Annotated in this window: 13 protein-coding genes; 5 read left to right on the top strand and 8 right to left on the bottom strand. The window is 59.0% G+C overall.

Features of this window, described 5'->3' with window-relative positions; all coding sequences use genetic code 11:
* Positions 1-65: 65 nt before the first annotated feature.
* From gyrB to dnaA, 8 genes are all read right to left on the bottom strand, one after another.
* Positions 66-2,102, bottom strand: coding sequence for a DNA topoisomerase (ATP-hydrolyzing) subunit B (gyrB, locus tag H2510_RS06150; RefSeq protein WP_186627439.1), 2,037 nt, complete (start codon positions 2,100-2,102; stop codon positions 66-68).
* A 309-nt stretch (positions 2,103-2,411) separates the two neighbouring features.
* Entirely contained in the window at positions 2,412-3,509 is a 1,098-nt protein-coding gene (locus tag H2510_RS06145; protein WP_186627438.1) for a PDR/VanB family oxidoreductase, read from the bottom strand.
* A gap of 32 nt (positions 3,510-3,541) precedes the next feature.
* Positions 3,542-4,483: a metal-dependent hydrolase gene (locus H2510_RS06140; RefSeq protein WP_397517322.1), complete on the bottom strand. Its 942-nt coding sequence runs from the start codon at positions 4,481-4,483 to the stop codon at positions 3,542-3,544.
* Positions 4,484-4,641: 158 nt separating this feature from the next.
* Positions 4,642-5,196, bottom strand: coding sequence for a DUF721 family protein (locus tag H2510_RS06135; RefSeq protein WP_084348340.1), 555 nt, complete (start codon positions 5,194-5,196; stop codon positions 4,642-4,644).
* Complete coding sequence (gene recF / locus H2510_RS06130; RefSeq protein WP_186627437.1) at positions 5,196-6,407, bottom strand: DNA replication/repair protein RecF; 1,212 nt, start codon at positions 6,405-6,407, stop codon at positions 5,196-5,198. Before recF ends, H2510_RS06135 begins: the two co-directional genes overlap by 1 nt.
* A gap of 2 nt (positions 6,408-6,409) precedes the next feature.
* Positions 6,410-7,330, bottom strand: coding sequence for a phosphogluconate dehydrogenase (NAD(+)-dependent, decarboxylating) (gnd, locus tag H2510_RS06125; protein WP_186627436.1), 921 nt, complete (start codon positions 7,328-7,330; stop codon positions 6,410-6,412).
* Positions 7,331-7,406: 76 nt separating this feature from the next.
* Positions 7,407-8,591: a DNA polymerase III subunit beta gene (gene dnaN, locus H2510_RS06120; RefSeq protein ID WP_186627435.1), complete on the bottom strand. Its 1,185-nt coding sequence runs from the start codon at positions 8,589-8,591 to the stop codon at positions 7,407-7,409.
* Positions 8,592-9,228: 637 nt separating this feature from the next.
* Entirely contained in the window at positions 9,229-10,761 is a 1,533-nt protein-coding gene (gene dnaA, locus H2510_RS06115; RefSeq protein WP_088944106.1) for a chromosomal replication initiator protein DnaA, read from the bottom strand.
* A 658-nt stretch (positions 10,762-11,419) separates the two neighbouring features.
* Between dnaA and rpmH the strand changes: the two genes are divergently transcribed.
* The 5 genes from rpmH to H2510_RS06090 are packed head-to-tail and all read left to right on the top strand — an operon-like array spanning position 11,420 to position 14,074.
* Positions 11,420-11,563: a 50S ribosomal protein L34 gene (rpmH, locus tag H2510_RS06110; RefSeq protein ID WP_026347786.1), complete on the top strand. Its 144-nt coding sequence runs from the start codon at positions 11,420-11,422 to the stop codon at positions 11,561-11,563.
* Between the two features lie 31 nt (positions 11,564-11,594).
* On the top strand, positions 11,595-11,975 hold the full coding sequence (rnpA, locus tag H2510_RS06105; protein ID WP_186627434.1) for a ribonuclease P protein component: 381 nt from the start codon (positions 11,595-11,597) through the stop codon (positions 11,973-11,975).
* Positions 11,972-12,295: a membrane protein insertion efficiency factor YidD gene (gene yidD / locus H2510_RS06100; RefSeq protein WP_186627433.1), complete on the top strand. Its 324-nt coding sequence runs from the start codon at positions 11,972-11,974 to the stop codon at positions 12,293-12,295. Before rnpA ends, yidD begins: the two co-directional genes overlap by 4 nt.
* A 4-nt stretch (positions 12,296-12,299) precedes the next feature.
* A complete protein-coding gene (gene yidC, locus H2510_RS06095) occupies positions 12,300-13,406 on the top strand; it encodes a membrane protein insertase YidC (RefSeq protein ID WP_186627432.1) in 1,107 nt (368 codons plus the stop codon).
* Positions 13,407-13,435: 29 nt separating this feature from the next.
* Positions 13,436-14,074, top strand: a complete 639-nt coding sequence (locus H2510_RS06090; protein WP_186627431.1) for a R3H domain-containing nucleic acid-binding protein — start codon at positions 13,436-13,438, stop codon at positions 14,072-14,074.
* The last annotated feature ends 63 nt before the right edge of the window (positions 14,075-14,137 follow it).

Raw genomic sequence — 14,137 nt, 5'->3', positions numbered from 1 at the left:
GTTTTCTCCTAGAGAAAGTCACCGTAGGTCAACACGACAGTGGCGGGCCGACCTACGGACATCAACTAAACGTCAAGAAAGCGAACATCTTTGGCGTTGCGGGCGATGAAACTGCGACGAGCGGGCACGTCCTCGCCCATCAATACGCTGAAGAGTTCGTCTGCAGCTGCAGCGTCGTCGAGAGTGATCAGACGCAAGACGCGCACCGACGGATCCATCGTCGTTTCCCACAATTCCTTGGGATTCATCTCACCGAGACCCTTGTAACGCTGCACACCGTCTTCGACGTTGATCTTGCGCTTGTTGGCCAGACCTGCCGCGAGCAAAGCGTCTCGCTCGAGGTCGGAGTACGCGAAATCTGGTTCACCGCGGCTCCACTTGAGTTTGTACAGCGGCGGCATCGCGAGGTAGACGTGGCCGTGTTCGATCAAGGGCCGCATGAAGCGGAACAGCAACGTCATCAGCAGCGTCGAGATGTGCTGACCGTCGACGTCGGCGTCGGCCATCAGCACGATCTTGTGGTACCGCAGCTTGGTGATGTCGAACTCGTCGTGGATACCAGTACCGAAGGCGGTGATGATTGCCTGGACTTCGTTGTTCTTCAGCACGCGGTCGATGCGGGCTTTTTCGACGTTGATGATCTTTCCGCGAAGCGGCAGAATCGCCTGGAACATCGAGTCACGGCCGGACTTGGCCGAGCCGCCTGCGGAGTCGCCCTCCACGATGTAGATTTCGGACTTGCTGGGATCGTTGGAACGGCAGTCGGCTAGCTTGCCCGGCAGCCCACCGATGTCGGTTGCGCTCTTGCGCCGCACCATTTCTCGCGCTTTGCGCGCAGCCATACGAGCCTGCGCCGAGGACACCGCTTTGTTGATGATCGTCTTGGCGTCGGCCGGGTTCGATTCGAACCAGTGCGAGAGATGCTCGTTGCAGGCCTTGAGAACGAACGAACGAACCTCGGTGTTGCCGAGTTTGGTCTTCGTCTGGCCCTCGAACTGCGGCTCGGAAACACGAACCGATAGAACGGCAGCCAATCCTTCACGAATGTCGTCGCCGGTGAGATTCCCGTCCTTCTCCTTGACGAGCTTCTTTTCCTTGGCGTACTTGTTCACCGTCGCCGTCAACGCCGTGCGAAAACCTTCTTCGTGGGTTCCGCCCTCATGCGTGTTGATGGTGTTGGCAAAGGTGTGAACCGACTCGGAGTAACCGGCGTTCCACTGCATCGCGACCTCGACCTCGTGGCCTGTGCCCTTACCGGTGAATCCGACGACTGAGGTATGGATCGGGGTCTTCTTCGCGTTGATGTGCTTGACGAAGTCGACGAGACCGTCTGGGTAGTGATACGTCCGTTTCCGCGCCTTGGTGGGCTTGGAGGCTGCCTCGTCCTGTTCCTCGGTAGCAGACTTCGGCGCCAGCGCAGTTTCACCCAGCTCGTCTTCGGTCACTTCGGCGACGGCAATGCGCTCGTCGGCGAAGTTGATGGTCAGACCCTTGTTGAGGAAGGCCATTTCCTGCAGACGGCGATGCACGGTCTCGAAGTTGAAATCGAGGGTCTCGAAAATTTTGTCGTCGGCCCAGAAGCGAACCTTTGTTCCGGTCTCTTCGGTTTCTCCCACGGTCTCGAGCGGGCCGGGCTTCGCATAGTCGTACGTTTGGGTATAGCGATGTCCGTCACGTGCGATCTGCAATTCGACCTTCGTGGACAGCGCGTTCACCACAGAGATACCGACGCCGTGTAGACCACCGGAAACCGCGTACGAGTCCGAATCGAACTTGCCACCCGCGTGCAACTGAGTCATGACGACCTCGACGGTGGGAACACCGGAGGAGTGCATGCCGACTGGAATGCCTCGACCGTCGTCCTCGACCTCGACGCTGCCGTCTTCGTGAATCGTGACGTTCACGGTCGAGGCATAGCCGGCCATCGCCTCGTCGACCGAGTTGTCGACAACCTCCCAAATCAGGTGGTGCAGACCTCGCTCACCGGTCGAGCCGATGTACATACCTGGTCTCTTACGTACTGCTTCGAGCCCCTCGAGGACCGTGATGGACGAAGCGCCGTAATCTTTGTTATCGCTTTTACCTGACTTTTGGGCAGTCACGGTTGGGTTGTTCTCCTTCTACGCATCTTCGACTCCCCCTCGCACCACACGGTGCTGCCGCATCGAAAACACACTCGTGGTGCTCCCGGCACGGATGCGACACACCGTCATGGACGCCTTCCGCTTTCGCAGTGGACATCCTGGTTCGGCTGAGTCGATCCGAAGGGCTTCCTTACGTTACCGCCCTATACTACTGGTACGCCCTGGCAGCATGGGGCCAATGACACCCCAAACTGGCCTCTGAATGGCTCACAGACGCATTTTCTCGGAGTGCGACGGCAAAGATGGACAGTAGAACTGCCTCGAGGGTCAGAGGTCCAGCACGATCCGGTCGCCACTCGAGCGGGACACACAGATCAACATTTCCTGCTCCTGTTCGTCCGAGGTCAGCCGGTGTTCTCGGTGTTCGGGCCTTCCACTGAGAACGCGCACACGGCACGTTCCACAGAATCCCTGCTGGCAGGAGTAGCTGACATCGGGCCGAATCTCCCGAATCTTCTCCAGCACAGTCTTGTCCGCCGGAACGGTCACGACTGTTCCGGAGTTCACGAGTTGAACTTCGAACTCCACTCCGCCGCGCACCGGTGGCGCAGAGAACCGCTCGAAATACAGATGTGTGGCAGGGAACGCGTCGAACGCCGTACGCACGCACTCGATCATCGGCGGTGGACCGCAGCAATAGACTGCACCGCCGACCACGCGCTCGAGCAGTGTCGGGCCGGACGGAATACCTTCGACATCGTCAGTGCGTACCGTCACGCGGTCGGAATCCCACGTCGCTATCTCGTCGAGAAACGGCATCGATTCACGAGAACGACCACAGTAGACGAGATGCCAATCCATACCCACTTCGCGAGCAGCACGCACCATCGGAATGATCGCAGTGATCCCGATTCCACCGGCGACGAACATCGCCTGCCCGTTCGGTACGAACGGAAACCCGTTGCGTGGTCCGCGAACCACAAGTTCAGCTCCCTCCTCGAGGGCATGCATTTCCTGTGATCCACCGCCTCCGTCCGGGATATACCGCACCGCAACGGTGTAATTGCCGCGGTCACCAGGATCTCCGCACAACGAGTACTGACGACGCCTTCCCGAAGGCAAATGGAAGTCCAGGTGCATTCCCGGCGCCCAAGCCGGCAGGGGCGACCCGTCGGAAGACCGGAAAGTCAGCTGCGCCACGCACTGGTCGACACAAAGAATTTCTCGCCGATCGAGAGTGAGTGAGACGGTACGCACTACTTCCGGCGCAGCGTACTCATTGGAATACGACCCGTCGTCGAGGAGGGCGAACCACTTGTCCAAGGCGTCGGTCACGATCGACACCGTCTGGTCCGACGCGGCCCGACCGTACAGATCACCCGGAATGACTCGACCCACACGGAAGGTCTCGACCGACCGCGTCATTTTTGTCCACTTGCGACGAAACCCCAATGCACTCACCGTGCTGCTGCGCGGGCAGATGGGGACGTGGCGAGATATTGCACCGCCTGCGCGGTGGATCCTTCCTGTGACGGGTGGTAATCGGACCGCAGATAGCGCAGCGATGCTTTCCACAACGACTTCGGACTCGGAAAGAGCCCTCGAGCAGCAACCCGGCGATAGTCACGCAATGAAGGGCGGCGTTTTTTCGGTGATAGAGCTGCCAATGTCGGGTCCTGATCCATCAAGAACCGCACCCCGCGGGTCCAGAACCACACCATGGTAGGCGCGATGGCAATATAAGTCCGCAGCCGTCGTGCCGGTCGTACGTCGAAGTACTGCATGACCTCGAAAGCCACCGATCGGTGCTCGACTTCTTCAGCCCCGTGCCACCTCAACAGGTCCAACATGGTCGGGTCGAACTCGACGACGTCGAGCTGACGGGCATTGAGAACCCAGTCCCCGAGAAAAGCCGTCAAATGCTCAACCGCTGCGATCAGCGCAATCCGCTCCACCAGGCTGTTACGCGAATGTCCGGACCTGTTTCCCAGCGCACGGCCGAACAAAAATCGCATTTGCTCGACGTAGGGCTCGACATCGATTCCGTAGGCGGTGAGCTGGTCGAGGACCTGCGTGTGGGCCTGAGCGTGCATTGCTTCCTGCCCGATGAATCCGATGACGTCCTCTTTGAGCTGCTCGTCATGGATCAAAGGCAGAGCTTCCTTGAACGTCCGGACGAACCATTCTTCGCCCTCGGGCAGAAGAAGATGCATCACGTTGAACAGATGGGTCGCCAACGGATCGGCGTCTACATAGTGCAGCGGCAACGAACCCCAGTCGAACGAGACATTCCTGGCCTGCAGAATGACCCTGTCATTCGGCGTAGCCGCGTCGACATCGTGCGTTACCGCGACTGTCGAGTGCCCGTTACGGTCCGAAGTTCGAAAATTCTTGGGCAACACTGCATCCCTTCGTCGACTGAGTCGGCTGCCCCGAGCCAACAGCCTTGGTAAAACCGAGTGGACACGCATCCGAAAACGGCCAATCACCCACAATACCCTTGAATCACCGGCGAAGTTATGATAATCCCACTCGTGAAATATCACGATACGACTGTTTACCCATACGTATCTCGGGGACCCCTGCCCTTGACGTGGCGATCACCCTTACGCCAGCTTTTCGTGGTGGGTCCGGTGATCTTCAGCGACTTCACGATCCCGTGGCCGACCGCGGCGGCGATCTTGGCCAGAATCTGCGCCTGCATCAACCGAAGTTGAGTCGCCCACGCCGTCGACTCCGCCGATATGCTCAAAACGCTGTCCTCGAGCTTGACAGGGACAGCGTGTGCCGCAATATCCTCGCCGACGACGGTGGGCCAACGCCCCATCACCGTGCCCTCTGCCACCTTGTCTGACCATCCACGGTTCTTTGCAATCGAACCGGCCACCGAACCGAGTGTCTGTGGGTCGCGATCGTCTGGTCCGGCCCCGGACCATCCACGCTTGCGTCGGCCTCGAAGCGCGCGCACTCCACCGCTGGGCGACGACCGTCCCTGCCCCACGGACTTACCACTCGCCTTTGCCGCCGCACGTGCGTCCTCGAGGGCACGTCGAGCGAGATCCACTCCGCGTGGTTCGTTCTCCGGATCTTTGCTTCCTGCATCATCGGTCATCAGCACACGTTTTCATCGAGGGGCGTGATGGTGGAGATTCGACCCGAATCTCCCTGAACAGCTTCTACGCCGAAGCGTCTGGCATCGATTTCGGCCGGGATGTCCTCAGCGACCGCAGCCGTGATGATTACCTGCTCCGCCCCGGAAGCCACTCGCGCAAGTGCACTACGACGTTTGCGATCCAGTTCGGCGAATACATCGTCGAGCATCAGGACCGGGTCACTGCCCTCGGCACGGAGCAGTCCGAATGACGCCAACCGCAACGACAACGCGAAGGACCACGATTCGCCATGGCTCGCATAGCCTTTCGCCGGCTGATCACCGAGCCCAAGTTCGAGATCGTCCCGGTGAGGTCCGACCAGGCAGACTCCACGTTCGATCTCACGCGTACGCATAGTCGAAAGTTGATGCAAGAAAGCAGCTTCCAGTACCTCGACATCATCGGATTCGGGTTCGCGATTCGGATCCGAGAACTCCGGCGGCAGGGCTTCGGCGAGACTGCTGCGGTACTTGATCGTTGCGGGGCGTGACTCCGGCGCAATCGACGAGTACGACTCGGCTACATGAGGTGTCAGCTCGTGCACCAAACCGATTCTTGCGGAAAGCAACTCGGCACCATGCGCAGCAAGATGCCCATCCCACACATCCAGAGTCGCCAATGCACCAACACCGTCGCTCGAGCTCGAGCCACGTCGCAAGGATCCACCAGCCGTCTTGAGCAATGCCGATCGCTGACGGAGAACCTTATCGTAATCTGCTCTGACAGCGGCCATTCGGGGACGACGCGTCGTCAACAGTTCGTCGAGATACCTACGACGCTCGCCTGGGTCTCCGCGCACCAACGCGAGATCCTCGGGTGCGAACAACACACTGCGCAGTACCCCCAGGATTTCACGAGGCCGTCGCACCGGAGATCTATTCAATCTTGCTTTGTTCGCCCGGCCCTCGAGGATCTCGACATCGATCGTCAATTCACGACCCTGATTTATCACCGATGCACCCGCAAAAGCCCGCTCCGCACCTGCTCTGATCAGCGGCGCATCCGAGGACACACGGTGAGAGGACAACGTCGAGAGGTATCCGAGCGACTCGAGCAGATTCGTCTTCCCATGCCCGTTGGGACCGACGAACACCACCGAGCCAGGACCGAGATCAGTGGTGACGTCATCCCACGAACGAAAATCGCGAAGAGTGAACGAACGAACGAACAAGGTTATTTCTTTGGGTCGGGTGCTCGAAGTAATTCATCAGCACCTGCCCGCTTGACGGCGTGGCCGCCGAACTGGTTACGAAGAGCAGACACGGCCTTCATAGCGGGCGAATCATCCTGCCGCGAAGCAAATCTCGCGAACAGTGCGGCTGAGATGACCGGCACTGGGACCGCATGCCTGATCGCCTCTTCCACCGTCCACCGACCTTCACCGGAGTCCTCGGTGTAACCGGAGATCTCGCTGAACTCGGGGTCCTGGGCCAAGGCCTGCACGAGCAGATCGAGCAGCCACGAACGAACGACGGTCCCTTTGCTCCACGCGCGCAGCACACCGTGGACATCCTGAACGAGTTCTTCCGCCTCGAGCAGCTCATATCCCTCGGCATAGGCCTGCATGAGACCGTACTCGATGCCGTTGTGAACCATTTTGGAGTAGTGGCCTGCACCGACCGGGCCTGCGTGGACGAACCCGTCGGCACGCTCACCCTCTGGGCGTAGGGCGTCGAAGATCGGAAGGGCGCGTGCAACGTCCTCTTCGGAACCTCCCACCATGAGGCCGTATCCATTTTCCAGTCCCCAGACACCACCGGACACGCCGGCATCGATGTAACCGATGCCTTTCGCCGCCAGTCGTTCGGCGTTCGCGGCGTCGTCGGTGAACCGCGAGTTGCCACCGTCGATGACCAGATCACCCTTGTCGAGTACTTCGCTCAACGACGCGATCGTGCTTCGGGTGATATCACCGGACGGAACCATGACCCACACGACCCGCGGCGCCACCAACTTCTTGGCCAGCTCCTCGAGGGACGGGGCGTCGGTAACCTCTGGTCTTGGGTCGTACCCGATCACTTCATGCCCGTGCGCACGCAGACGCTCGCGCATGTTGAAGCCCATTTTCCCGAGGCCGACCAATCCCAGCTGCATGAGGAGATGTCCTTCTCTAGTGTGCGGATGCCCCTTGGTATCGAGTAAACCGCATCCGCACGTGTTCCGTATCCGATCAGCCAGGTAGTCGAACCGGCATCAGCAAATACGTGTAGGCGCTCTGCGGTGCTGGGAACTTGCCCGAAGAATCCGGAACGAGCTCATCCTCGGTGGTCGGACGCAGAACTGCCGGCCGGCTGGGAGTGGTAAACCCAAACGTGACTTTTTCACTGTGAAGCGACGACAATCCGTCGATCAGGTACCCCGGATTGAAGGCGATTGTCAATGCCTCACCCTGGAAGTCTGCAAGCAGGCCCTCTTCGGCACGCCCGGCATCGTCACCGCCTGCGGAGAGAAGCACACCTTCGGCCGAGAACTCGAGTCGTACCTGGGCACCGCGCTCGGCAACCAACGCGACGCGCTTGATGGCTTCGACGAGCGGAGCGATCTCCACGACCGCGACGGCCGTGTGCTCCGGTGGCAACAGCTGGCGGAACTTGGGAAAGTCTGCATCCAGGAGTCGGGTAGTGGTGCGACGACCTTCGCTGATGATTCCCAGCAAGCCGTCGGCGCCGATAGTCGACCCCGAACCCAGTGCGAGTTCGACGGGCGAGCTCGCATTACCGACCAAGGTCTTCGCGGACTCGGACAGAGTCTTCGCAGGTATGAGAACTTCGGTCGTGATGTCTTCGCCGACAGGTGTCCACTCGAGTTCACGGACGGCCAGGCGGAATCGGTCGGTGGCTGCGAGCACGACCTTGGTGCCCGCAATCTCGACTCGGATGCCTGTCAGCATCGGGAGGGTGTCGTCCTTGCCTGCCGCAACTGCAACCTGCGCGACGGCTTCGGAGAACACCTCCACCGGAATCGATCCGGTCTGCGTCGGCAGCTCGGGAAGCTGAGGGTAGTCCTCTACCGGCATCGTCGGCAGCGAGAACTTCGCGCTGCCGCAGGTGATGAGCACTCGAGTTCCCTCGACACCGACGTCGACGGGCTTGTTCGGGAGAGACTTCGTGATATCGGCCAAAAGCTTGCCGGAGACGAGGACTCGACCGGCAGTTGCAACCTCAGCAGATACCCGGACCTGGGCTGATACCTCGTAGTCGAACCCGGAAACAGTCAGACCCTGCTCGTCGACGGCGAGAAGAACTCCACCCAGAACGGGCACGGGCGGCCTGGAAGGGAGGCTTCGAGCAACCCAGGCAACGGAATCGGAAAAATCTTCGCAAGCAACGCGAAACTTCAGACTTCCAAGCTCCATCGCTAAAGGTCTTCCTCTCGTTCGGCAGCAGTTCGTTCCCACAATGTCTGCGGTGAGCGCGACGTGCGCTCATGACCGGTGCATCGAAGAGTCTGACACAACCGAGCAGAAGCACACCGTATGCCCTTCCCGACCAACTTGAAAGCCGAACGACGGGGTTGATGGCGCGGGCCCATGGCTGCTGGGTGGGCCTGTGAACGAATCGTTCCCCAACACCTGTTTTAGAAGAAGGTCTTTTCAAGAGAAATTCTTAGTATTAATAGGTCCTGTGGAATCTGTGCACCGAGGTACGTACTCCCTGGTCGCCAAGCGTGGTGGCGTGGGGATGAATTCGGGACCGATCATCGGTGGTGAGCCAACAGCCTGTGGACGAATCACATCGGTTCACAGGGTCCCACAATCCATCCCCAGATCCAGCCGGTTATCCACACGGTTATCCACAGGTGTGAATCATTCGAATGGAGTCCTGAAAGCACGTTTTTTTGGCATCCAGAGACCAAAAATTTCCTGCGAAAAGTGGCGGACGTCGCTCGAGGGGCACGGTTGAGTGATGTGGAGTGCACTCAACCGTGCCAGCGCGGGTAGCCGCGGGGAAGGTGGAGAAAGAAACCCGCTCAGCGATGAAACGGGCTGCTGGTCAGCGCTTGGACCGCTGCTTCACTCGAGCGGTCAGCTCTTGGACCTGGTCGTACACCTTGCGTCGCTCGGTCATCTCTTTACGGATCTTCTTATCCGCGTACATGACCGTTGTGTGATCTCGGCCGAATGTCTGCCCGATCTTGGGTAGTGACAGGTCGGTGAGTTCACGGCAGAGATACATGGCAATCTGTCTGGCCATCGCCAGCGCACGCGCTTTACCGGGTCCACAGAGATCGTCGATCGAGGTGTCGAAGTATTCCGCCGTGACGGCCATGATCGTCGCGGCATTGATCTCGAGGCTCGACGAGTCGGGCATCAAGTCTCGAAGGACCACTTCTGCCAGAGTGAGATCCAGTGCCTGACCGTTCAGCGACGCAAATGCCGTAACACGGATCAACGCGCCTTCCAGTTCACGAATATTGCGTTCGATCCGACTGGCGATCAGCTCGAGGACATCGTGCGGAACATCGAGGCGATCCATCCGAGCCTTCTTGCTGAGGATGGCGATGCGAGTTTCGAGCTCCGGGGGTTGAACGTCGGTGATCAGGCCCCACTCGAATCGAGTGCGTAGACGCTCCTCGAGGGTTGCAAGCTGTTTCGGGGGGCGATCGGAGGAGACGACGATCTGCTTGTTCGCGTTGTGCAAAGTGTTGAAGGTGTGGAAAAACTCTTCCTGGATACCTTCTTTACCTTCGATGAACTGAATGTCGTCGACCAGGAGTACGTCGGTCTCCCGGTACCGGCGTTTGAACGCCACCTTGCGGTCGTCACGAAGACTGTTGATGAAGTCGTTCGTGAACTCTTCGGTCGAGACATACTTCACGCGCATGCCTGGGAAGAGGCGCTGCGCATAGTGTCCGGCAGCGTGGAGCAAGTGCGTCTTCCCGAGCCCGGACGCGCCCCATATGAACAAAGGGTTGTAAGCGCGAGCAGGTGCTTCAGCAATGGCGACTGCCGCCGCATGCGCAAATCGATTCGATGCGCCGATGACGAAGGTGTCGAAGGTGTACTTCGAGTTAAGGCTTTGTGCCCCGGACGTCGACGATGTGGTTGCCGGCGGCTTGGTGAAGTAGGTAGGCCACGAGTTCTGCACACTTGCCAGTGCTTCCCGCTCGTCGTCCACTTCCTCGTAGTCGGCAGTTTCCGAGTCGGACGGATCGTCATCGGTGCTGGTGAGGAAGCGTCTGCGGTAAGTCGGGGTGCTAGTTGCCTCCGAATACCGCGTTTGCTCAGGCTCGTGTTTCTCTTCTTCGGGTGCTGAAATTCGCACACCGAGGCCTTCGACACCCTGACCGAGGTGACGGCCGAGCGCGTTCAGTATCGGTTCACGCAGGTCTCGCTCTATCGCTTCCTGCGCAAAAGACGAAGGAACCGCCAGCAATGCGAAGCCTTGAGTCAGGGTAAGGGGCTCGACGAGAGCGAGCCATGCCTTTTGCCCTTTGGTCAGAGGTTGACCACTGTGGCGGTCGGACGTCAAATCCGTGACTACCTCTGGCCAGATACGCGCCAGCGCATCCGGATCCTCGTTCACGGTGCCTCCCCATTCGGACGTGCCATTGAAGCGAAAGCGCATGTTGTCGACAGCACATGCCGCGGACAGTGCCTTCGAAGATGCTGTTGTTTCACGCTCGCACCGCATCGAAGTCCGATATCGTCGCCGTCGATCGCTAGTTCATCGGGGAACCACAGCCGGAAGTGCAACGTATCGGGTACGGACGTGTCGTGTACGAATATGCCATTGGTTCGTGTTTCCACACAATTATCCACAGGTGTGGATGAACGACATCGGTGTCACCCCGATCGACGACATTTTCCCAAATTTATCATTTTCAGAGTCTTGACCAGGACTTTTGGTGAATGCGAAATCCTCGAGTTACAGGTTTCCCACGGAGACCCGACAGTGAACGCCTCTCAGAGTGGTTATCAACACCCCTTGCTCCCCAGGCCTGGGGATGAATTACACAGATGTGATGCAGGGTCGTAGGATCGGACGGGTTTGACCACCGCTGAGTCGATCAGTACTGTCGAACAGTCACCCATGGCGAGGTGGCCGATGCTTGCTGGCTGCTTACAGTCTGTGTTCACTCGGATTTCTCGCTGTTGGGGTGTAAACGAGTTCGACCGAACTCGCTACCAACCGTTTTGGACGCTTCAGAGTAAGTGTCTTTGATTTTCGAGGAGTGTTCACCGTGGCCAAGGGCAAGCGGACGTTCCAGCCGAACAACCGACGCCGCGCGCGTGTTCACGGCTTCCGTCTTCGTATGCGTACGCGTGCAGGTCGTGCAATCGTGTCGGCACGTCGCGGCAAGGGCCGCAAGGAACTAACCGCCTAATCCATGTTCGTCTGAATTTACGGAGCTCGGGGTGTTACCTGAGCCGCACAGACTGCACCGAAGCGCTGATTTCACACGCGCGGTGCGTCGAGGCCGCCGAATAGGTAGACAAGACTTGGTCGTCCACGCCTACACGCGTGACGATGCAAGTTCTGTTTTCAGTGTCGGCGAACCTAGATTCGGATTGATCGTGAGCAAAGCTGTCGGGCCGGCGGTAACTCGTCATCGAGTTGCGCGCCGGCTTCGGCATATCTGTTCGGAGATACTCCTAGAAGTACCCGAGAGTTGCGACGTCGTTATTCGCGCACTGCCCGGTTCTGCGACCTTGTCGTCGAAAGATCTGCAGCGACAGGTTCGTTCCGGGTTGAAGAAGCTTGGATACCTCGGAGCGGTTAGAGATATGAATTCATGAAATTTCTACGCCTCGTCCGGTCGTTCCCTGCGCGGATTCTGATCTTCTGTATCGAGCTCTACCGCACCTATGTGTCTCCGCTCAGACTCCCCACCTGCCGTTTCTCCCCCACGTGCAGTGAGTACGCAGTCGAAGCGTTGAAGACGCACGGTGCCATCAAAGGAACCTTGTTGGCTATCGCGCGGCTACTGAAGTGCGCTCCCTGGCACTCTGGAGGCTGGGACCCGGTGCCTGATCACGGGTCATGGCGGGTACGCAAGCAGACTTCGACCGAAGATAGCCACGATCTCACGAGAGTGGACGAACAGAGGAGTACATAGAGCCGTGCTGGATTTCATCTATTATCCGGTCTCCTGGATTCTCTGGGTATGGCACAAGGTGTTCGGTGCCGTCCTCGGAGCGGACAACGGCTTCGCATGGGCCTTATCCGTAGTGTTCCTCGTGTTCACATTGCGATTGATTCTGTACAAGCCGTTCGTCAAACAGGTCCGCACCACGCGTCAGATGCAGGAACTGCAGCCTCAGATCAAGGCTCTGCAAAAGAAGTACGGCAAAGACAAGCAGCGCTTGGCCGTGGAGATGCAGAAGCTCCAAAAAGAACACGGATTCAACCCCATCATGGGTTGCTTGCCGGTCCTGGCGCAGGCGCCTGTGTTCATCGGCCTGTTCCACGTTCTGCGGTCGTTCAACCGAACAGGTACTGGGATCGGTCAGCTAGGCCTTGACCCAGCGGTCAACCGTACGATTCCGAACTACGCCTTCGATGTCGCCGATGTGAACTCGTTCCTGGACGCCCGCCTCTTCGGTGCGCCGATCTCGGCCTGGATCACAATGCCGAAGGCACAGTTGGACGCCTTTGCGAACCCGGAACTCGGCCTCGGAATCCCGTCTATTTGGACGATCGCCGCTGTTGCCGTGCCTCTGATGATCATTGCCAGCATCGCAACGCACTTCAACTCCCGCGCCTCGGTTGCCCGACAGAGCGCAGCGGCCGCGGCAAATCCGCAGTCCGCGATCATGAACAAGCTTGCCTTGTACGTCTTCCCACTGGGTGTTCTCGTCGGTGGACCGTTCCTCCCGATCGCCATCCTCCTGTACTGGGTCAGTAACAACATGTGGACCTATGCCCAGCAGCACATTGTGTTCGCGAAAATCGACAAGGAAGAATCAGAGAAGAAGAAGCAGGCCATCGAGAAGCGGACCGAGAATGCGCCCAAGCCCGGTGTGAAGCCGCCGGCCAAGCCGAAGCCCGGTGCACGCCCCAAGCTCTCGAAGCTCCCGCCCGCCACTCTTGACGCTTCCGATGCGGTCACCACATCGGATGACGTATCTTCTGCTAGTTCGACTGCACCCGACGGCTCACAGCCACAGAAGCCCACCCAGCCGAAATCTCAGGCGAACCGTAGTAAAGCCAAGCGCAAGCGACGCTGAGACGCATCGAAGACAAGGACACCAAGCACATGTCTGCAGATACCGACGAAGTGACCAACCCCGACGAGGCAGTGAACGCTGGGGACGTAGCGAGTGAAATTGTGGCAGTCGATGCCGAAACGGATCCGAGCGAGGGCGATGCAGCCAAGGTGACTGCCGTCGATAGCGTGTCTGACGAAGACTCGGATTCGGACGACGAGGATTCCGAAGACTATCTGGTCGAGGAGGGCGAGATTGCCGGCGACTACCTCGAGCAGCTCCTCGATGTTCTCGATTTCGATGGAGATATCGACCTCGATGTAGAAGGTGATCGCGCGATCGTCAGCATCGATGGTGGAGATGATCTGACGAAGCTCGTCGGCCGTAAGGGTGAGATTCTCGATGCTCTGCAAGAACTGACTCGACTCGCCGTGCAGCAATCGACGGGCGAGCGTAGCAAGCTGATGCTCGACGTAGCGGGCTGGCGCGCGAACCGACGGAGCGTATTGAGCGCTTTGGGTATCGAGGCGTCGAAGCGTGTTCTCGAAAGTGGCGAGCGTGAAGAGCTGGACCCCATGACCCCGTTCGAGCGGAAGATTGTGCACGACGCGGTAGCCAAGGTCGACGGTGTCGAAAGTGAAAGTACCGGTGTCGAACCGTCACGACGAGTAGTCGTCGTCAAATCCTGAACTGATGAACAAGAAAGGCCCCCGGCTTCGGCCGGGGGCCTTTCTTGTTCTTTGAATGGGGCT

It is taken from the genome of Rhodococcus sp. BP22, from assembly GCF_014281965.1.
Classification (GTDB): Bacteria; Actinomycetota; Actinomycetes; order Mycobacteriales; family Mycobacteriaceae; genus Rhodococcoides.
The sequence above is the reverse complement of the archived record's forward strand: the minus strand, read 5'-3'. Positions and strand labels throughout refer to the sequence as shown.

Bases quoted from the DNA above. Each gene is read 5' to 3' on its own strand.
- H2510_RS06145 (WP_186627438.1), bottom strand. From the start codon at position 3,509: ATGACGCGGTCGGTCGAGACCTTCCGTGTGGGTCGAGTCATTCCGGGT.
- H2510_RS06135 (WP_084348340.1), bottom strand. From the start codon at position 5,196: ATGACCGATGATGCAGGAAGCAAAGATCCGGAGAACGAACCACGCGGA.
- gnd (WP_186627436.1), bottom strand. From the start codon at position 7,330: ATGCAGCTGGGATTGGTCGGCCTCGGGAAAATGGGCTTCAACATGCGC.
- dnaN (WP_186627435.1), bottom strand. From the start codon at position 8,591: ATGGAGCTTGGAAGTCTGAAGTTTCGCGTTGCTTGCGAAGATTTTTCC.
- yidD (WP_186627433.1), top strand. From the start codon at position 11,972: ATGAAATTTCTACGCCTCGTCCGGTCGTTCCCTGCGCGGATTCTGATC.
- H2510_RS06090 (WP_186627431.1), top strand. From the start codon at position 13,436: ATGTCTGCAGATACCGACGAAGTGACCAACCCCGACGAGGCAGTGAAC.